18 protein-coding genes are annotated in these 19,848 nt (G+C 51.2%); 13 read left to right on the top strand and 5 right to left on the bottom strand.

All coding sequences use genetic code 11. The annotated features are described in order from the left end of the window. From H511_RS0121115 to rpoC, 9 genes are all read left to right on the top strand, one after another. Nucleotides 1–538: EF-Tu C-terminal domain-related protein (locus H511_RS0121115; RefSeq protein ID WP_027254134.1), on the top strand; the 538-nt coding region annotated here is incomplete at its 5' end. A 209-nt stretch (nt 539–747) separates the two neighbouring features. Further along, on the top strand, nt 748–1,125 hold the full coding sequence (gene secE / locus H511_RS0121110) for a preprotein translocase subunit SecE (protein ID WP_027254133.1): 378 nt from the start codon (nt 748–750) through the stop codon (nt 1,123–1,125). Nucleotides 1,126–1,137: 12 nt separating this feature from the next. Further along, nucleotides 1,138–1,683 (top strand): transcription termination/antitermination protein NusG, encoded by a 546-nt coding sequence (nusG, locus tag H511_RS0121105; RefSeq protein WP_027254132.1) that lies wholly within the window; start codon nt 1,138–1,140, stop codon nt 1,681–1,683. A gap of 125 nt (nt 1,684–1,808) precedes the next feature. Further along, entirely contained in the window at nt 1,809–2,237 is a 429-nt protein-coding gene (rplK, locus tag H511_RS0121100) for a 50S ribosomal protein L11 (protein WP_027254131.1), read from the top strand. Between the two features lie 4 nt (nt 2,238–2,241). Next, nucleotides 2,242–2,943, top strand: coding sequence for a 50S ribosomal protein L1 (gene rplA / locus H511_RS0121095; protein ID WP_027254130.1), 702 nt, complete (start codon nt 2,242–2,244; stop codon nt 2,941–2,943). 239 nt (nt 2,944–3,182) lie between these two features. Next, nucleotides 3,183–3,671 carry a 50S ribosomal protein L10 gene (gene rplJ, locus H511_RS0121090; protein WP_027254129.1) on the top strand — a complete coding sequence of 163 codons (489 nt, stop codon included), beginning with the start codon at nt 3,183–3,185 and terminating at the stop codon, nt 3,669–3,671. Between the two features lie 61 nt (nt 3,672–3,732). Next, nucleotides 3,733–4,098: a 50S ribosomal protein L7/L12 gene (rplL, locus tag H511_RS0121085; protein ID WP_027254128.1), complete on the top strand. Its 366-nt coding sequence runs from the start codon at nt 3,733–3,735 to the stop codon at nt 4,096–4,098. Between the two features lie 222 nt (nt 4,099–4,320). Beyond that, a complete protein-coding gene (gene rpoB, locus H511_RS0121080) occupies nt 4,321–8,346 on the top strand; it encodes a DNA-directed RNA polymerase subunit beta (protein WP_027254127.1) in 4,026 nt (1,341 codons plus the stop codon). Between the two features lie 94 nt (nt 8,347–8,440). Next, entirely contained in the window at nt 8,441–12,658 is a 4,218-nt protein-coding gene (rpoC, locus tag H511_RS0121075; protein ID WP_027254126.1) for a DNA-directed RNA polymerase subunit beta', read from the top strand. A 221-nt stretch (nt 12,659–12,879) separates the two neighbouring features. On the opposite strand, the gene H511_RS0121070 is transcribed toward rpoC, so the two are convergent. Continuing rightward, the gene (locus tag H511_RS0121070; protein WP_027254125.1) at nt 12,880–13,365 is read right to left on the bottom strand and encodes an Rsd/AlgQ family anti-sigma factor; all 486 of its coding nucleotides are present in this window, start codon (nt 13,363–13,365) and stop codon (nt 12,880–12,882) included. A gap of 160 nt (nt 13,366–13,525) precedes the next feature. Here H511_RS0121070 and nudC point away from each other — a divergent pair, with 160 nt between their 5' ends. Then, a complete protein-coding gene (gene nudC, locus H511_RS0121065; protein WP_081669343.1) occupies nt 13,526–14,320 on the top strand; it encodes an NAD(+) diphosphatase in 795 nt (264 codons plus the stop codon). Between the two features lie 42 nt (nt 14,321–14,362). Here nudC and H511_RS0121060 read toward each other — a convergent pair whose 3' ends face one another. Further along, the gene (locus H511_RS0121060; RefSeq protein ID WP_081669342.1) at nt 14,363–14,542 is read right to left on the bottom strand and encodes a hypothetical protein; all 180 of its coding nucleotides are present in this window, start codon (nt 14,540–14,542) and stop codon (nt 14,363–14,365) included. A gap of 244 nt (nt 14,543–14,786) precedes the next feature. On the opposite strand from H511_RS0121060, the gene hemE reads away from it, so the two are divergent. Further along, on the top strand, nt 14,787–15,851 hold the full coding sequence (gene hemE, locus H511_RS0121055; protein ID WP_027254122.1) for a uroporphyrinogen decarboxylase: 1,065 nt from the start codon (nt 14,787–14,789) through the stop codon (nt 15,849–15,851). A gap of 62 nt (nt 15,852–15,913) precedes the next feature. Here hemE and H511_RS0121050 read toward each other — a convergent pair whose 3' ends face one another. After that, nucleotides 15,914–16,513, bottom strand: a complete 600-nt coding sequence (locus tag H511_RS0121050) for a uracil-DNA glycosylase family protein (RefSeq protein WP_051288346.1) — start codon at nt 16,511–16,513, stop codon at nt 15,914–15,916. Between the two features lie 9 nt (nt 16,514–16,522). Beyond that, the gene (locus H511_RS0121045) at nt 16,523–17,431 is read right to left on the bottom strand and encodes a D-2-hydroxyacid dehydrogenase (RefSeq protein ID WP_027254120.1); all 909 of its coding nucleotides are present in this window, start codon (nt 17,429–17,431) and stop codon (nt 16,523–16,525) included. A gap of 69 nt (nt 17,432–17,500) precedes the next feature. Here H511_RS0121045 and H511_RS0121040 point away from each other — a divergent pair, with 69 nt between their 5' ends. Then, nucleotides 17,501–18,088, top strand: coding sequence for a YjaG family protein (locus H511_RS0121040; RefSeq protein ID WP_027254119.1), 588 nt, complete (start codon nt 17,501–17,503; stop codon nt 18,086–18,088). Nucleotides 18,089–18,150: 62 nt separating this feature from the next. On the opposite strand, the gene H511_RS0121035 is transcribed toward H511_RS0121040, so the two are convergent. Continuing rightward, a complete protein-coding gene (locus tag H511_RS0121035) occupies nt 18,151–19,224 on the bottom strand; it encodes a CNNM domain-containing protein (RefSeq protein WP_027254118.1) in 1,074 nt (357 codons plus the stop codon). Nucleotides 19,225–19,553: 329 nt separating this feature from the next. Between H511_RS0121035 and hupA the strand changes: the two genes are divergently transcribed. After that, entirely contained in the window at nt 19,554–19,826 is a 273-nt protein-coding gene (hupA, locus tag H511_RS0121030) for a nucleoid-associated protein HU-alpha (protein ID WP_027254117.1), read from the top strand. Nucleotides 19,827–19,848 lie beyond the last annotated feature (22 nt).

Here is a 19,848-nt window from a genome sequence, read left to right as displayed (position 1 = left end):
AGACGTATTCTCAATCCAGGGCCGTGGTACTGTTGTAACTGGTCGTGTTGAGCAAGGTATCGTTCGCGTAGGTGACGAAGTTGCTATCGTAGGTATCAAAGACACCATCACTACGACTTGTACTGGTGTTGAGATGTTCCGTAAGCTTCTGGACGAAGGCCGTGCTGGTGAGAACGTTGGTGTTCTGCTGCGTGGTACTAAGCGTGACGAAGTTGAGCGTGGTCAAGTACTGGCTAAGCCTGGTTCAATCACTCCACACACGACTTTCGAGTCTGAAGTATACGTTCTGTCTAAAGATGAAGGCGGCCGTCATACTCCATTCTTCAAAGGCTACCGTCCACAGTTCTACTTCCGTACAACTGACGTGACCGGTACTATCGAACTGCCAGAAGGCGTTGAGATGGTAATGCCAGGTGACAACATCAAGATGGTTGTTACTCTGATCGCACCTATCGCAATGGACGAAGGTCTGCGCTTCGCAATCCGTGAAGGTGGCCGTACCGTTGGTGCTGGTGTTGTTGCTAAGATCGTTGAATAATATTTGACGACAAGGCACGAAAAAGGGCATCATTTGATGCCCTTTTTCTACGCTCCGCCTCAGATTAGCGTATTTTTTGGTCAGTGTGCCGAGTAAAAAATGCGTTAAGGTGTACAGAGCGTTACGAAAGGGATTCACTTTATCCTTAGAAGCCTCGCTACCTGCGAGGTTATTTTCGTCTATATTGAGACAAGTTACAGGTTGGTTGTATGAAAGCGAATGCCGAAAACCAAAGCAGCTCTAGTAGCATGGATGGCCTGAAATGGGTTGTTGTATTTGCCCTGCTGGCAGCCGCGGTGGTTGGTAATTACCTGTACAGTGATGTATCTGTAGCGTTGCGTGCCGCAGCTGTAGTGGTCCTGGTTGCCGCTGCAGGTGGTGTTGCAGCGCTAACAGCAAAAGGTAAAACAGCGATCACTTTTGCCCGTGAATCGCGCATGGAAGTCCGCAAGGTAGTGTGGCCAACTCGTCAGGAAGCTACGCAGACAACCTTTATCGTTTTAGCTGTCACTGTCATTATGGCGTTAGCCCTGTGGGGCATCGACGGCATTATGGTCCGTTTGGTCCGCCTGGTTACCGGTGTATAGAGGTAAGAGTTCATGAGCGAAGCTCCAAAAAAACGATGGTATGTTGTGCAGGCCTTCTCTGGTTTTGAAGGGCGTGTTGCACAGTCACTACGTGAACATATCAAGATGCATGGCATGGAAGACTACTTCGACGAGGTATTGGTACCGACAGAAGAAGTGGTGGAAATGCGTGCTGGCCAGCGCCGCAAAAGCGAGCGTAAGTTCTTCCCTGGTTACGTTCTCGTACAGATGGTGATGAATGATGAAACCTGGCATCTGGTACGTAGTATTCCTCGTGTGATGGGGTTCATTGGCGGAACATCTGACCGCCCGGCGCCAATTTCAGACAAAGAAGCCGCTGCAATTCTTAATCGTCTGCAGCAGGCGAGTGAATCGCCTGTGCACAAAACTGTGTTTGAGCCGGGTGAAGTGGTTCGCGTGACGGATGGTCCGTTTGCTGACTTTAACGGTGTGGTTGAAGAAGTCGATTACGACAAGAGCCGTGTGAAAGTCTCGGTCTCTATCTTCGGCCGTGCAACTCCGGTTGAACTGGAGTTTGGTCAGGTTGAGAAAAACTGATCAATAAGTAATCAAGTCATATTGTCAAGGGCGTGGAATTACACTATAATTTCGCGCCCTTTCGTTAGACGGGGAGTCTGTTTGCCAAAAGCAGACGTTTGAACCCAAATTAAGGTAATTAAGCAATGGCTAAAAAAGTAGAAGCTTACATCAAGCTGCAAGTTGCAGCTGGTATGGCAAACCCATCTCCACCAGTTGGTCCAGCTCTGGGTCAGCACGGTGTGAACATCATGGAATTCTGTAAAGCGTTTAACGCCAAAACAGATTCAATGGAGAAAGGTCTGCCAACTCCAGTGGTTATCACTGTTTATAGCGACCGTTCTTTCACTTTCGTTACTAAAACTCCACCTGCTGCAGTTCTGCTGAAGAAAGCGGCTGGTGTTAAGTCAGGCTCTGGCCGTCCTAACACTGAAAAAGTGGGTAAAGTGACTGAAGCTCAGATCCAAGAGATCGCAGAAACTAAAGCTGCAGACATGACTGGCGCCGACATCGAAGCGATGAAGCGTTCTATCGCGGGTACTGCCCGTTCAATGGGTCTGGTAGTTGAGGGTTAAGACAATGGCAAAACTAACTAAGCGTATGCGCGTAATCCGTGAGAAAGTTGACGCTACTCGCGAGTACGACATCAACGAAGCTGTTGCTCTGCTGAAAGAACTGGCTACTGCTAAATTCGTAGAAAGTGTTGACGTTTCAGTTAACCTGGGTATCGATGCGCGTAAATCTGATCAGAACGTTCGTGGCGCAACTGTACTGCCACACGGTACTGGCCGTGATGTCCGCGTAGCGGTTTTCACTCAAGGTGCTAACGCTGAAGCAGCGAAAGAAGCGGGTGCAGATCTGGTTGGTATGGAAGATCTGGCTGAACTGGTTAAGAAAGGCGAAATGAACTTTGATGTTGTTATCGCTTCTCCAGACGCAATGCGCGTTGTTGGCCAGCTGGGTACTATCCTGGGTCCTCGTGGCCTGATGCCAAACCCGAAAGTGGGTACTGTAACACCTAACGTTGCTGAAGCTGTGAAGAATGCTAAAGCAGGTCAGGTTCGTTACCGTAACGACAAGAACGGTATCATCCACACCACTATCGGTAAGGTTGATTTCGACGCTGACAAACTGAAAGCTAACCTGGAATCTCTGCTGGTTGCGCTGAAAAAAGCAAAACCTGCATCAGCTAAAGGTACTTTCATCAAGAAAGTTAGCATCTCTACCACTATGGGTGCAGGTGTAGCGCTAGACCAGAATACTCTGGACGCTAACGTTTAATATTTGCAGAATCGCTGGGATTATGTATAATCCTGCGTTTCGAATTAATGGCTAAGATCTGGGCAGTATTCTGCCGGGATCTTCGTCCCAGACCGTAGGTGTTCTCTGAACTTAATAATTCAGCCTACGTAGACGGTGCCAGGAACATGATTGATATACTGTCTTTCTTGGATCTGCGCCGTACAAACTCTCCTGCAATTTTGCAGTGAGTGGGTAAACACAATCCAGGAGCAAATCCAATGGCTTTAAACCTTCAAGACAAAAAGGCAATTGTTGCTGAAGTCAACGAAGCTGCCAGTGGTGCCCTGTCTGCAGTTGTTGCTGACTCTCGTGGCGTAGCCGTGGGTGCTATGACGACTCTGCGTAAACAAGCGCGTGAAGCGGGTGTTTACGTACGTGTTGTTCGTAATACTCTGGCTCGTCGTGCAGTAGTAGGTACTAACTACGAGTGTCTTGCTGACACTTTCGTAGGTCCTACTCTGCTGGCTTTCTCTACCGAGCACCCAGGTGCCGCAGCACGTCTTTTCAAAGACTTTGCTAAAGAGAACAAAAATTTCGAGATCAAAGCTGCTGCATTCGAAGGCGTACTGACTGATGCAGATGTTCTGGCGAAACTGCCAACTTACGACGAAGCTATCGCACGTCTGATGATGTGCATGAAAGAAGCTTCTGCTGGCAAGCTGGTTCGTACTATTGCAGCTATTCGCGATCAGAAAGAAGCCGCTTAATAAGTTTGGCTTTTTATTGGTTGCTATTTAAACTAATTGTTGACTTTAAAAGAGAATTGTTATGTCTATCACTAACGAGCAAATCCTAGACGCAGTTGCAGAAATGTCTGTAATGCAAGTTGTTGAACTGATCGAAGCAATGGAAGAGAAGTTCGGTGTTACTGCTGCTGCTGCAGTAGTTGCTGGCGGTGCTGCTGAAGCAGTTGCTGAAGAGCAAACTGAATTCGACGTAATCCTGACTGCTGCTGGCGGTAACAAAGTTGCTGTAATCAAAGCAGTACGTGGCGCAACTGGTCTGGGCCTGAAAGAAGCTAAAGCTCTGGTTGACGGCGCTCCAGCACCTCTGAAAGAAGGTGTTGAGAAAGCTGAAGCTGAAGCTCTGAAAGCTCAGCTGGAAGAAGCTGGTGCATCTGTTGAAATCAAGTAATTATTACTTAATTTCTTAGCCTTTATGGCTATGGGCTGGTGGCTAAAAAGCCACCGGCCCTTTTGCGCTGTAGGGTAGTGGTGTTTTTCACATTGTTTTGCAACCGCTTCCCGTGCAAATCACAGCCTGTACTTCAGTGCTGTTCCTGCTACAAACAATGTTATTAGTCACTGCCTCTTACTAGAGGTAGTTTGGATCACTTATCAGCGATCTGAGGAACCTATGGTTTACTCTTATACCGAGAAAAAGCGTATCCGTAAGGATTTTGGTAAGCGTCCTCAAGTATTGGATGTACCTTACTTGCTGTCGATCCAGCTTGAGTCTTTTGATAAGTTCATCGAGCAGGATCCGGAAGGGCATTACGGTCTAGAAGCTGCCTTTCGTTCTGTATTCCCAATTCAGAGCTATAACGGCAATTCCGAGCTGCAATACGTTAGCTATCGTCTCGGTGAGCCGGTGTTCGATGTCAAAGAATGTCAGATTCGTGGTGTGACATATTCCGCGCCGTTGCGCGTGAAATTACGTCTTGTTATGTATGACAAGGACGCACCAGCTGGCACAGTCAAAGACATTAAAGAACAAGAAGTTTACATGGGCGAAATTCCGCTCATGACAGATAACGGTACATTCGTTATTAACGGTACCGAGAGGGTTATCGTATCCCAGCTGCACCGTAGCCCGGGCGTCTTTTTCGACAGCGATAAGGGTAAAACCCACTCCTCAGGTAAAGTGCTTTATAACGCACGCATCATTCCTTACCGTGGTTCATGGTTGGATTTCGAATTTGATCCAAAGGATAACGTCTACGTTCGTATCGACCGTCGTCGTAAGTTGCCTGCGTCTATCATTCTGCGTGCGCTGAACTATACCACTGAACAAATTCTTGACCTGTTCTTTGAAAAAATCAATTTCGAAGTGCAAGGCAAGTCTCTGGTCATGGAACTGGTGCCGGACCGTCTGCGCGGTGAAACCGCGAGCTTTGATATCGAAGCGAACGGTACTGTGTACGTTGAGAAAGGCCGCCGTATTACAGCGCGCCATATCCGTCAGCTGCAGAAAGACAATGTTGACCACATTGAAGTACCGGTTGAGTACATCGTGGGCAAAGTGTCGGCACGTGATTACGTAAATGAAGACACGGGTGAGCTGATTGTTGAAGCGAACCAAGAGCTGAGCCTGGAAATTCTGGCGAAGCTGTCTCAGGCTGGCCACAAAGCCATCGAAGTGCTGTTTACCAACGACCTGGATTACGGTCCGTACATGTCTGATACCCTGCGTATCGACAGTACAACAGATCGTCTGAGCGCGCTGGTTGAAATTTACCGCATGATGCGCCCTGGTGAGCCACCAACGCGTGAAGCGGCAGAGCAGCTGTTTGAAAGCCTGTTCTTCTCTGAAGATCGCTATGATCTGTCTGCGGTTGGCCGCATGAAGTTCAACAGCTCTCTGGTTCGTGAAGAAACCACTGGCCCTGGCACGCTGGATCACGACGATATCATCGACGTGATGCGTAAGCTGATCGACATTCGTAACGGTAAAGGTGAAGTGGATGATATCGACCACCTGGGTAACCGCCGTATCCGTAGTGTTGGCGAAATGGCTGAAAACCAGTTCCGTGTTGGTCTGGTACGTGTTGAGCGTGCAGTTAAAGAACGTCTGAGTCTGGGTGATCTGGATGCTGTGATGCCACAGGATCTGATCAACGCCAAGCCTATCTCTGCCGCAGTGAAAGAGTTCTTTGGCTCTTCTCAGCTGTCTCAGTTTATGGATCAGAACAACCCGCTGTCAGAAGTGACGCACAAGCGTCGTATTTCTGCCCTGGGTCCAGGCGGTCTGACGCGTGAGCGTGCAGGCTTTGAAGTTCGAGATGTTCACGCCACGCACTACGGTCGTCTGTGTCCTATCGAGACCCCTGAAGGTCCGAACATCGGTCTGATCAACTCGCTGTCTGTATTTGCGCGTTGTAACCCGTACGGTTTCCTGGAAACCCCATACCGCAAAGTGGTTGATGGTGAGGTTACCGATCAGATTGATTATTTGTCAGCGATTGAAGAAGGTCAGTTTGTTATCGCTCAGGCGAACGCCGCTCTTGAAGAAGACGGTAGCTTCACCGATGAGCTGATCACTGCCCGTCACAAAGGTGAATCTGGTCTTCACCCACGTGACCACGTTCAGTACATGGACGTTGCAACCAACCAGGTGGTATCTGTGGCAGCGTCCCTGATCCCGTTCCTGGAGCACGATGATGCTAACCGTGCCCTTATGGGTGCGAACATGCAACGTCAGGCCGTACCGACTCTGCGTGCTGATAAGCCGCTGGTAGGTACAGGCATTGAGCGTGCGGTAGCGGTAGACTCCGGTGTTACATCGGTGGCTAAACGCGGCGGTATGGTTCAGTCGGTAGATGCGTCTCGTATCGTGATCAAAGTGAACGAAGACGAGCTGGTACCGGGCGAAGCGGGTATCGACATCTACAACCTGACCAAGTACACCCGTTCTAACCAGAACACCTGTATCAACCAGCGTCCAACTGTGATGCCGGGTGAGCCTGTAGCACGTGGTGACGTGCTGGCTGATGGTCCGTCTACAGACCTGGGTGAGCTGGCTCTTGGCCAGAACATGCGTATCGCGTTCATGCCTTGGAACGGCTACAACTTCGAAGACTCCATCTTGGTCTCTGAGCGTGTGGTTCAGGAAGATCGCCTGACCACTATCCACATCCAGGAACTGTCCTGTGTGGCACGTGATACTAAGCTGGGTGCGGAAGAAATCACAGCAGACATCCCGAACGTGGGTGAAGCAGCCCTGTCCAAGCTGGACGAGTCCGGCATCGTTTACATCGGTGCGGAAGTGAAGGGTGGCGACATTCTGGTTGGTAAAGTCACGCCTAAGGGTGAGACTCAGCTGACACCGGAAGAGAAACTGCTGCGTGCCATCTTCGGTGAAAAAGCGTCTGACGTGAAAGATTCGTCGCTGCGTGTACCTAACTCTGTGTCTGGTACCATCATCGACGTTCAGGTCTTCACGCGCGATGGCGTAGAGAAGGACAAGCGTGCACTCGAAATTGAAGAGATGCAGCTGAAAGAAGCGAAGAAAGACATCACCGAAGAATTCCAGATCCTGGAAGGTGGTTTGCTGGCTCGTGTCCGTACTCTGCTGCTGTCTGCCGGTTATGATGACGCGCGTGTGTCTTCCATGGACCGTGAGAAGCTGTTCTCTCAGACTCTGGATGACGAGTCACTGCAAAACCAGTTGGAGCAGCTGGCTGAGCAGTACGACGAGCTGAAATCTGAGTTCGATAAGAAGTTCGAAACCAAGCGTCGTAAGATCACCCAAGGTGATGACCTGGCCCCTGGCGTCCTGAAGATCGTTAAGGTCTATCTGGCCGTTAAACGCCGTATTCAACCTGGTGATAAGATGGCCGGCCGTCACGGTAACAAGGGTGTTATCTCGAAGATTTGTCCGGTTGAAGACATGCCTTACGATGAGAAAGGTCAGACAGTCGACATCGTACTGAACCCACTGGGTGTACCTTCGCGTATGAACATCGGTCAGATCCTGGAAACGCACATGGGTCTGGCAGCAAAAGGTATCGGCGACAAGATCAATCAGATGCTGAAAGAGCAGCAGGAACTGCACAAGTTCCGCGAATTCCTGCAGAAGGTCTATGATCTGGGCGATACCCGTCAGAATGTTGATATTGCATCTATGTCTGATGATGAAGTTCGTACCCTGATTGAGAACCTGCGTGCAGGTCTGCCGATCGCGACGCCTGTCTTTGACGGTGCGCCTGAGCCTTCAATCAAAGAGCTGTTGAAACTGGCAGACTTGCCAGAATCGGGTCAGCTGAATTTGTTTGATGGCCGTACCGGTGAGCAGTTTGAGCGTCCTGTAACTGTTGGTTACATGTACATGCTGAAACTGAACCACCTGGTCGACGACAAGATGCACGCCCGTTCTACCGGTTCGTACAGTCTGGTAACTCAGCAGCCATTGGGCGGTAAAGCTCAGTTCGGTGGTCAGCGCTTCGGTGAGATGGAAGTGTGGGCACTGGAAGCTTATGGTGCCGCCTATACGCTGCAGGAAATGCTGACAGTGAAATCGGATGACGTGAATGGCCGTACGAAGATGTATAAAAACATCGTCGATGGCGATCACCGTATGGAACCAGGTATGCCGGAATCCTTCAACGTACTGTTGAAAGAGATCCGCTCGTTGGGTATCAACATCGAGCTGGAAGACGAGTAAGCCTGACACTGTCAGTACTACTTGAATCCGGTATCAATATGAAGGCGCCGCCGCCACGGCGCCTTTATGGGTCAACTCCTCACAGGAGCCGAATGTGAAAGACTTACTTAAGTTTCTGAAAGCACAGCACAAGACCGAAGAATTTGATGCGATCAAAATCGGTCTTGCTTCACCTGACATGATTCGTTCATGGTCTTTTGGTGAAGTGAAAAAGCCAGAAACCATTAACTACCGTACCTTTAAGCCTGAGCGTGACGGTCTGTTCTGTGCACGTATCTTTGGCCCGGTCAAAGACTATGAATGTCTTTGTGGTAAATACAAACGCCTGAAGCACCGCGGCGTGATCTGTGAAAAATGTGGTGTAGAAGTTACTCAGACCAAAGTACGTCGTGAGCGTATGGGTCACATTGAGCTGGCTTCTCCTGTTGCCCACATCTGGTTCCTGAAATCACTGCCATCCCGTATCGGTCTGTTGATGGACATGCCGCTGCGTGATATCGAGCGTGTGCTTTATTTCGAATCTTATGTGGTTATCGAACCTGGCATGACCAATCTTGAGCGTAGTCAGCTGCTGTCTGAAGAACAGTATCTGGACGCGCTGGAAGAGTGGGGCGATGAGTTCGACGCGCGCATGGGCGCCGAAGCAGTGAAAGCACTGCTGGCCAACATGGATCTGAATGCTGAAATCGAACTGATGCGTGAAGAGCTGGAAGAAACCAACTCTGAAACCAAGCGCAAGAAGCTGACCAAGCGTCTGAAGCTGGTAGAAGCATTTGTTCAATCCGGTAACAACCCAGAGTGGATGATCCTGTCAGTACTGCCAGTACTGCCGCCGGATCTGCGTCCTCTGGTACCGCTGGACGGTGGTCGTTTCGCGACCTCTGATCTGAATGACCTATATCGTCGTGTGATCAACCGTAACAACCGTTTGAAGCGCCTGCTGGATCTGGCTGCACCAGACATCATCGTACGTAACGAAAAGCGTATGCTGCAAGAGTCTGTGGATGCACTGCTGGACAACGGTCGTCGTGGTCGTGCCATCACGGGTTCGAACAAGCGTCCGCTGAAATCTCTGGCTGACATGATCAAAGGTAAGCAGGGTCGTTTCCGTCAGAACCTGCTGGGTAAGCGTGTCGACTACTCAGGCCGTTCGGTAATCACCGTAGGTCCATACCTGCGTCTGCACCAGTGTGGTCTGCCTAAGAAAATGGCCCTGGAGCTGTTCAAGCCATTCATCTACGGCAAGCTGGAGACCCGTGGTCTGGCGACGACGATCAAAGCTGCCAAGAAGATGGTTGAGCGCGAAGAAGCTGTCGTTTGGGATATCCTGGACGAAGTGATCCGCGAACACCCGGTGATGCTGAACCGTGCACCAACACTGCACCGTCTGGGTATCCAGGCGTTCGAACCTGTGTTGATCGAAGGTAAAGCGATTCAGCTGCACCCGCTGGTCTGTGCGGCCTATAACGCCGACTTCGATGGTGACCAGATGGCGGTACACGTACCGCTGACGCTGGAAGCGCAGCTGGAAGCACGTGCGCTGATGATGTCAACCAACAACATCCTGTCTCCGGCGTCCGGTGATCCAATCATCGTACCGTCTCAGGACGTTGTACTGGGTCTGTACTACATGACCCGCGACAAGATCAACGCCAAAGGCGAAGGCATGTACCTGGCCGGCTCTGCGGAAGCAGAGAAAGCGTACCGTACCGGTAACGCTGAATTGCATGCCCGCGTTAAAGTGCGTATCACTGAGCACGTGAAAAACGAGCAAGGTGAGCTGGTGAAAAACACCCAGCTGGTGGACACCACTGTTGGCCGTGCCATGCTGTGGCAAATCGTGCCTAAGGGTCTGCCATACAGCCTGGTGAACACTGAAGCGCTGGGCAAGAAGCAGATCTCGAACCTGCTGAACACCTGTTACCGCGAGCTGGGCATGAAGCAAACCGTCATTTTTGCTGACCAGATCATGTACACAGGTTTTGCTTACGCGGCACTGTCTGGCGTCTCTGTTGGTATCGACGACATGGTGGTACCAGACGCTAAGTACACCAAGATCGCTGAAGCTGAAGCGGAAGTTGCAGAAATTCAGGATCAGTTCCAGTCGGGTCTGGTCACCGCTGGCGAACGTTACAACAAAGTTATCGATATCTGGGCAACCGCGAACGAACAGGTTGCTAAAGCGATGATGGATAACCTGTCGTTTGACACAGTTATCAACCGCGAAGGTAAAGAAGAACAACAGAAATCGTTTAACAGCGTATACATGATGGCCGATTCCGGTGCTCGTGGTTCGGCTGCACAGATTCGTCAGTTGGCGGGTATGCGTGGTCTGATGGCGAAACCAGATGGTTCGATCATCGAAACGCCAATCACAGCGAACTTCCGTGAAGGTCTGAACGTACTCCAGTACTTCATCTCCACGCACGGTGCGCGTAAAGGTCTGGCGGATACGGCACTGAAAACAGCGAACTCAGGTTACCTGACTCGTCGTCTGGTAGACGTTGCCCAGGATGTGGTGATCACAGCCGATGACTGTGGTACGCACGCAGGTATCACTATGATGCCGCTGATCGAAGGTGGTGATGTTAAAGAACCACTGCGTGATCGCGTACTGGGTCGTGTCGTGGCCGATGATGTGCTGAAGCCGGGTACTGAAGAAGTACTGGTTCAACGCAACACTATGCTGGACGAGAAGTGGTGTGACATTCTGGAAGACAACTCAGTTGACCAGATTAAAGTGCGTTCTGTTGTGACCTGTGAAAACGACTTCGGTTGTTGCCGTAACTGTTATGGTCGTGACCTGGCTCGTGGTCACCTGGTTAACCAGGGTGAAGCAGTCGGTGTTGTGGCAGCACAGTCCATCGGTGAACCAGGTACACAGCTGACGATGCGTACGTTCCACATCGGTGGTGCGGCTTCGCGTGCGGCAGCAGAAAACAGCATTCAGGTGAAGAACAAAGGTTCTCTGAAGCTTCACAATGCCAAGTTCGTAACCAACAACGATGGCAAGCTGGTGATCACTTCGCGTGCTGCTGAGCTGACTATTGTTGATGAGTTCGGTCGTACCAAGGAAAGCTACAAACTGCCTTACGGTTCGATGCTGGGCAAAGGCGACAACGATGCAGTTGAAGCCGGTGAAGTGGTGGCGAACTGGGACCCACACACAATGCCAATCATTACTGAAGTGGCCGGTCATATCCAGTTTGTGGATCTGATCGATGGTGTGACGGTTTCTCGCCAGACGGATGACCTGACGGGTCTGTCTTCTATCGTAATCCTGGACGGTGCCGAGCGTACCGGTGCAGGTAAAGATATGCGTCCAATGGTGAAACTGGTTGATGACAAAGGCAACGATGTCATGATTCCGGGTACAGATATGCCTGCGCAGTACTTCCTGCCGGGTAAAGCCATTGTTCAGCTGGAAGACGGTTCTGCGGTTGGTATCGGTGACACGCTGTCTCGTATTCCTCAGGAATCTGGCGGTACCAAAGATATCACCGGTGGTCTGCCACGCGTTGCGGATCTGTTCGAAGCGCGTAAGCCGAAAGAGCCTGCTATCCTGGCTGAAATCACAGGTGCAGTGTCCTTCGGTAAAGAGACCAAAGGTAAGCGTCGTTTGATCATCACGCCAACTGATGGCCAGCCATATGAGGAAATGATTCCTAAGTGGCGTCAGCTGAACGTCTTTGAAGGCGAGAAAGTTGAGAAAGGTGATGTGATTGCCGATGGTCCGGAAGCGCCGCACGATATCCTGCGTCTGCGTGGTGTTCACGCGGTAGCTGAGTACATCGTGAACGAGGTTCAGGAAGTTTACCGTCTGCAAGGCGTTAAGATTAACGATAAGCACATCGAGACTATCATCCGTCAGATGCTGCGTAAGGTAACCATTACGGTTCCGGGTGACTCTGAGTTCCTGGAAGGCGAGCAGGTGGAATTCTCCCGCGTGAACATCGCCAACCGTCAGCTGATTGCTGAAGACAAACAGCCTGCACTGTTTGAGCGTGATCTGCTGGGTATTACCAAAGCGTCTCTGGCGACTGAGTCCTTCATCTCTGCCGCGTCGTTCCAGGAAACGACTCGCGTACTGACTGAAGCCGCAGTTGCCGGTAAGCGTGATGAGCTGCGTGGTCTGAAAGAAAACGTCATCGTGGGTCGTTTGATCCCTGCGGGTACAGGTTTCTCTTATCACCAGCAGCGTCAGCGCCGTCGCGATGCGGATCTGGCTCCGGTAGAGCCTCAGGTTGATGCCGAGCAGGCGTCTCAAGACCTGGCGGCACTGCTGAATGCCGGTCTGAACGACGAAGATTAAGATCTGTCTGGTTCTTATGTGACCGAAAACTGAAAAAGGCACCCTCAGGGGTGCCTTTTGTTTTTCTTATTAATCAATAATTTGTGGTTGTTCAGTCAGTAATTGTTTTCAGATGCTTGAATATTTTTGGCCTTGGCCGATGTTAAACAGACAAAGACGCATACAGCAATCAGGGATTCTGATTGCCCGTTTTTGATTGCACAACGTATGACTTGCTGTGATTAAGCGCCGGGTGGAACGGCTAAGCTCTCACTGATCAGTTCAATCAGATCATCTTCCAGCTCAAACCTCAATTCGATTTGCTCACCCACCAGAGACAGGTCGTTATCAAAATTATCCCAATCATCACTGTCGTCTGTGATCTCACAATAGCGGTCTGCAAAATTCAGCAAGGGATCTGTGGTATCCGTAATTTTGTTGTAGAGCTGTGAGATTTCTGTGGTCGGGGAATATCCGGTCGCCTGCCATCTTGCCATCACCTTGTCATAAATTTTAAAGTGACCTTCGGAGATGTAATCAACCAGTTGCTGGCTGAAGAGTTGGAGCTGCGATGAAGTGGGAAGTTGCCGGGATTTATTTTCAAAGGGAGGTAAGCCTGCTAATTTGCAGTAATCTATCAGCAGCTGTTGCCTCGACATCAGCCAGTGATCGATGACATCATTGTTGCCACCCCATTGTTTTTGCACTTGTTCGAATTTACTAAGCATGACCATGTCCTCATGATCGCCCCGCAAGACGCAGGAGCCGAAAACAATACCTGTCAAACTCTTAGTGACACTAAGAGTACCAATATGGCAAAGCCAAATTCCACTGTTAGGTTTAGATTGCCAGCAAAACTGATACCCTGCAAGGATGGAGGAGCAGCTAATGTCAAAAAAGCAAGAACACAGCTACTGGTGTGTTATTCGTGACCGCCGAATTTATTTAGAAAAGGGTAAGTTACCACTTACACTGGAAGGCTGTACTGACTTGGATCTTGCAAGATCCCAAGTGATCGGTTTTCATCAGGGACACCCGGTGAGATGGCTGGAAGATCCTGATTTATTAGCCGATAAAAATTTTTATTCGCTCAGGGAATTTCTTCACGAAGATGAGGATCTGTTTGCGCTGGCCGGCAAAGCGATGCAGTTATCCCATATGTGCGAGACGCAGGCGTTTTGTTCTTCCTGCGGCGGGAAAACGGCATTGGCTGACAGTGCACACGCCATGCGATGCCAGGCCTGTGACAGCTACCATTATCCGCGCATTGCTCCCTGTGTCATTGTTGCGGTGAAGAAAGAGAACAGCATTTTGCTGGCGCAGCATCCCCGCCACAAAAGTGGCATGTATACCGTTATTGCCGGCTTTGTCGAAGCCGGAGAAACCCTGGAGCAATGTGTGGCTCGTGAGGTCAGAGAAGAGACGGGTATTGAGGTGACCAATATCCGCTACTTTGGCAGTCAGCCCTGGGCGTTTCCGTCCAATATCATGATGGGATTTCTGGCGGAGCACCAAAGTGGTGTTATCCGTCCGGATTACGAAGAGCTGGTTGATGCCCGCTGGTTTAAACACGATCAGTTACCGCAGATCGCGCCGCCAGGGACGATTGCCCATCGTCTTATTCAGGCTACTTGCGAGACCATCAGGCAGGAAGCAGCAATCCGGAAGGATGGTGGCCAGTAAATATCAGGAAGACATTTTACTGAAACAGGAGCCAGGCTCCTATTAGCCAGAGTGGTTTTCTGGCAGTCCGCGGAAAACGGCTTTGGAATGCTTGATCAGATGCGCGGCATAATGCGGGGTGACTTTGTGCAGCTGTCCTTTCATGGCTTTGAAAGAGTTTTCCCAGCAGCGGTCTTTGTACACACCGGTTTCAGTAAATTCGATAACAACTTGCAGGTTCATAGGTCCTCCAATCTTTGCAGTAGCCGATGTTGGCTGTTAATAACAGTATCAGAGAACAGTCAGGGTATTGATTAAAATATCTGCAACATTAGATTGCCAAAAATGAAACCGGTGACGCTCAAACTGTACTGTTTGCAAGCGATGTGCGCTAAGCGGCATTAATTACCCTTCAGGGTGAATGCATAGCTGCTGATGGCGGATCGGGGTGTTACAATGTACTCAATTATTTGCCAGGATGTTGACAATGACAGAATTGAAAAACGATCGCTATCTGCGTGCTTTACTCAAGCAGCCGGTTGACTGCACCCCTGTATGGATGATGCGTCAGGCAGGCCGTTATCTACCAGAATACCGGGCGACCCGTGGTGTGGCGGGCGACTTTATGTCGCTGTGCAAGAATGCTGAACTGGCCAGCGAAGTGACTTTGCAACCCCTGCGCCGTTTTCCGCTGGATGCCGCTATCCTGTTTTCTGACATCCTGACCATTCCGGATGCTATGGGTCTGGGGCTGTATTTTGAAACCGGTGAAGGGCCAAAATTCGAGCGTCCGATCACCTGTAAAGCCGATGTCGATAAGATAGGCATCCCTGACCCGGAAGGTGAGCTGCAATATGTGATGAACGCGGTGCGTCAAATCCGCAAAGATTTGCAGGGTGAAGTGCCGCTGATTGGTTTTTCCGGCAGCCCGTGGACGCTGGCTACTTACATGGTGGAAGGCGGCAGCTCTAAGGCGTTTACAAAAATCAAAAAAATGATGTACGCCGAACCTGCGGTTCTGCATGCACTGCTGGATAAACTGGCCGACAGTGTGATTCAGTACCTGAATGCCCAAATCAAAGCCGGTGCCCAGTCAGTGATGGTGTTTGATACCTGGGGGGGCGTACTGACCCCGCGTGATTACCAGCTGTTTTCGCTGCAGTACATGCACAAGATTGTCGATGGTCTGATCCGTGAAAACGAAGGGCGTCGTGTCCCTGTGACCCTGTTTACCAAAAACGGCGGTATGTGGCTGGAAGCGATTGCGGCAACCGGTTGTGATGCAGTGGGTCTGGACTGGACCATTGATATCGCCGATGCCAAGCGCCGTGTCGGTGACAAAGTGGCCCTGCAAGGCAATATGGATCCGTCCATGCTGTACGCGTCGCCAGCGCGTATTCGTGAAGAAGTGGCCGGTATTCTGTCCGGCTTCGGTGAAGGCTCGGGTCATGTCTTTAACCTGGGCCACGGTATCCATCTCGACGTACCGCCGGAAAATGCCGGGGTCTTTGTTGAGGCGGTCCATGAGCTGTCTGCCCCTTACCACAAGTAAGCGACGGCAGATGACACCAGAAAGCGAGCTGAAGGGCTCGCTTTTTGCGTTTTTAAAGGCAGCTACAGCCCCAGGTGCTGGTGGACATGGTCGCGGATATAGGGCACCACATCGGCTTCAAACCAGGGATTTTTCTTCAGCCACAAAGTATTGCGCGGCGAAGGATGAGGCAGCGGCAGGTAGGTGGGCGCCCATCGCCGCCAGGCTTTGACTGTATCGGTCAGGGTTTTGGGTTTATCTGACAGATAATAATTTTGCGCATACTGGCCGACCAGCAGCGTCATGCCGATATTGGGCAGCAGCGGCCAGACCTGGCCATGCCATTGCGGCGCGCATTCGGGTCTCGGCGGCAAGTCTCCGCTCTTGCCCTTACCCGGATAGCAAAACCCCATCGGCATAATGGCGATACGGCCGGGATCATAGAAAGTATCACGATCGAGATCCAGCCAGCGGCGCAGCCGGTCGCCGCTCGGATCGTTCCAGGGAATGCCGGTGTCGTGGACCCGGGTGCCCGGCGCCTGGCCGACTATCATCAAGCGTGCTTGGCTGCTGGCCTGAATCACCGGCCGCGGACCGAGCGGCAGGTGGGCCTGACACAATTCACATTGCCGGATCTGAGCCAGCAATGCCGCTAAGGCATGCGGAGGGTTGAGATTTGTCATAGTCAGCCTTTAATAGCCGAGTGTGAAGTCAATCTGGTATTGCAGCGGCTTACCTTCAACATAGCGCAGGTAGTTGGTTTTGAATATCTCCATCACCTGTTGCGGAAAGCTTTCGGCGGCAATGTGCGGCGTGACAGTCATCTGAGGGTGGCACCAGAAAGGGTGCTCAGCCGGCAGCGGCTCTTGTTTGAACACATCCAGAAAAGCATGGCTGAGCGCGCCACTGGCCAGTGCCTGCAGCAGGCCCTGCTCGCAAACCGCATTACCCCGGCCGACATTAAAGAGTAAGGTGCCGCGGCAGTGGCTCAGGCTGTCGGCATTGAGCAGATTGTCTGTCATTGCAGTGGCAGGCAGCACAGAGACCAGCACATCAGCCTGTTGCAGTGCCTTGTCCAGATCTTTTATCGCCATGACGTTATCAAAAGAGGCAGCACTTGCGCCGGAGCGGTTCACGCCCAGCACTGTCATACCCAGTGCTTTGGCAGCGCCAGCCAGGTGCTGGCCAATTGAGCCGGTGCCCAGAATCACCATGGTTTTGTCAGACAGAGCGCCATAGCTGTGCGGCTGCCACTGCGCCTGCTGTTGCTGGGCCTGATAACGGCCGAAATGGCGCTGGTGGCTGATCAGCAAACCCAGCACGTACTCGCTGATCAACTGGCCGAAGATCCCCCGGACATTGGTCAGCGCATAATCACTGCGCAATCCGGGCCGGGTCAGGGCGTCAATACCGGCATAGGTGGATTGCAGCCAGCGCAGCTGCGGAAATTGCGCTAATTTGTCAGTGATTAATGGCGGATCGGCCAGCACCAGCGTTGCATCGTGAGGATTATCCGTCAGTGACAGCGCCGGTAAGTCTGCTTCTTCAATCAGTTGGCGGTACAGGTCTGCCCGTCGGGAAACAATACAGAGTTGATGCATGGCTTTTTCCTTTTGCGCTGGCGGGTTATCAAGTAAAATTCAAGTTAACGTTTTCAGACAGATTATCCCATGCTTAAGAATCCAATTCAGCTTCGCCTAGAAAAATTTGAACCCTGGCAATACCTGACCTTCATGGCCTCACTTTGCGAGCGGATGTATCCCAATTACGCTTTCTTCTGCCGCGAGACTGAATTTGCGGATCCTCAGCCTTATCGTCTTATCCTCGACAGCGTCTGGGAAATCCTGACGGTGAAAAATGCCAAGATTAACTTTGAAAACCAGCTGGAGAAGCTGGAAGCTATGGTACCCGCTGCCGACGATTTTGATTTGTATGCAGTGAACCCGGCAATCGATGCCTGTGTCGGGCTGTCGGATCTGCTGCATGCGCTGCTGGATCGTGACCTGATCCCTGAGACAGCACTGAGCATCAGCTCCCTGTCGGTTGAAACGGTAGCCAATCTGGAAGAAGCGCGCGAGGGTGAGGAAATCACCAACGACAACCAGAAGGAAAACCAGGCCGTGTGCGAAGAATGGGATGTCCAGTGGGCCATCTACCGTGCACTGAAAGAGGCGGATGGCCGGGATATTGAGCTGATTAAAAGTCTGCGCCGGGAATTGCGTGACGACGGAGTGAGCAATATCGGTATTGCGCTCTGATCTGAGCCTCTGCACGCCACAAGGCAGGATCATGATCCTGCCTTGTTACTGGGAGTGTTGCGTCAGTTGTTGTTATCGTCATCGTCTTCATCACGGTTTTCAATCACCCCGTGTTTTTTCTTCCAGCGTTCCCAGCGCTGAAACGCCAGTTGCTGCATGTCGGTACTGGTATCGGCTTCGTCGACAATTTCTTCGCCGACCAGGCTCTCGAAAATATCTTCCAGGGTGACCAGTCCCATCACAGTGCCGTATTCATCGACCACTAACGCCAGCTGCACACGCTCTTTCATCAGTTTTTCAAACGCTACCGGGACAGTATCCAGGTTCATGACTACCGGCAGCGGGCGCATCAGGTCACTGAGCAACAGATTACCCTGTCCGCTCTGACTGGCGGCAAACAGTTCGAGGCGGTGAACAAAACCGAGAATATTGTCCTTGCTGCCTTGGTAGATCAGCGGGCGTGAGAAAGGGCTGTCTTTAGCCTCGCTCAAAAATTCGTTGATAGACAAGCTGCCCTCGACACGGAACAGGACCGGCCGCGGAGTCATGATTTTAGTCACGCTGACATCGCAGAACTGCAGCAGGTTATGCATGATTTTGGATTCCCCTTCGGCCAGTTCGCCGGACTCTTTGGCCAGCATGGCCATGGCAGAGAGTTCATCACGCAGTTTCGGTGGCTGGTGGCCCCGTGATAAACGTCGGGTGATTTGCTCTGATACCCACACGAAAGGACTAAGCAGCCAGATCATCCATCCCAGTACATGGGCCGTGAACGGGGCCAGCTGGCGCCAGTAGGTCGCACCTATGGTTTTGGGGATGATCTCCGACAGCAGAAGAATGCCGACTGTGAGCGCCGCGGAGAACACCCCCAGCCACTGGCTGCCGAAGACGACGGCGGCCTGGGCACCGGCAGTGGCGGCACCAATGGTGTGAGCTATGGTGTTCAGGGTCAGAATGGATGCCAGGGGGCGGTCTATGTTGTCTTTAAAACCTGCCAGTTTGTCTGCCATGGGATGCGCCTGCTGCCGCAGGGTGCCTATGTAGCTGGGAGATATGCTGAGCAGTACAGCTTCCAGCACAGAGCAGATAAAAGAAACGCCTATTGCGATAGTGATATAAATGATCAGAAGTAACATGCGTTGGATGCGCTCTTAATGGAATAACGATGAAGATACTCAAGTGGCCACAAAGTGCCGAACGATAGGGCCGTAACAGCGCTGGTATGACGGTATGCGTTGAACTCACGGAACCTAGCTTCTTGAGTTAGTTGGGTATTAATTGGTGCATTATGGAGCAAAAGCAACCAGCGTCTTGTTCAGGATAGTAACAATTTGTGAACTTGCGCTCAGTTTATGGTTAAAGACCCCGCAGCTAACCACAGGAAAGCCGACAAACCTTTGCCACATGGGCTTCTTTTGAATTAGAGTGGATAAGTCTGAAGAAAAAACCTTAGAAGGGAAACCGAATGAACAAGACCCAACTGATTGACCTGATTGCTGAACAAGCGGACCTGACTAAAGCGCAAGCAAAAGACGCGCTGGAATCAACCCTGAGCGGTATCACCGAAGCATTGAAATCCGGTGATCAGGTTCAACTTATTGGCTTTGGCACATTTAAAGTAAACCACCGCGCAGCGCGTACAGGTCGTAACCCGCAGACTGGTAAAGAAATCCAGATCGCTGCAGCCAACGTACCTGCTTTCGTTGCAGGTAAAGCGCTGAAAGATTCTGTAAAATAATCTTAACTCCGTCGAGGATCAC

Source organism: Photobacterium halotolerans DSM 18316, assembly GCF_000425165.1.
GTDB classification, from domain to species: Bacteria; Pseudomonadota; Gammaproteobacteria; order Enterobacterales; family Vibrionaceae; genus Photobacterium; species Photobacterium halotolerans.
Note: the sequence above shows the minus strand (reverse complement) of the source record. Positions and strands in the feature narration are given on the sequence as shown.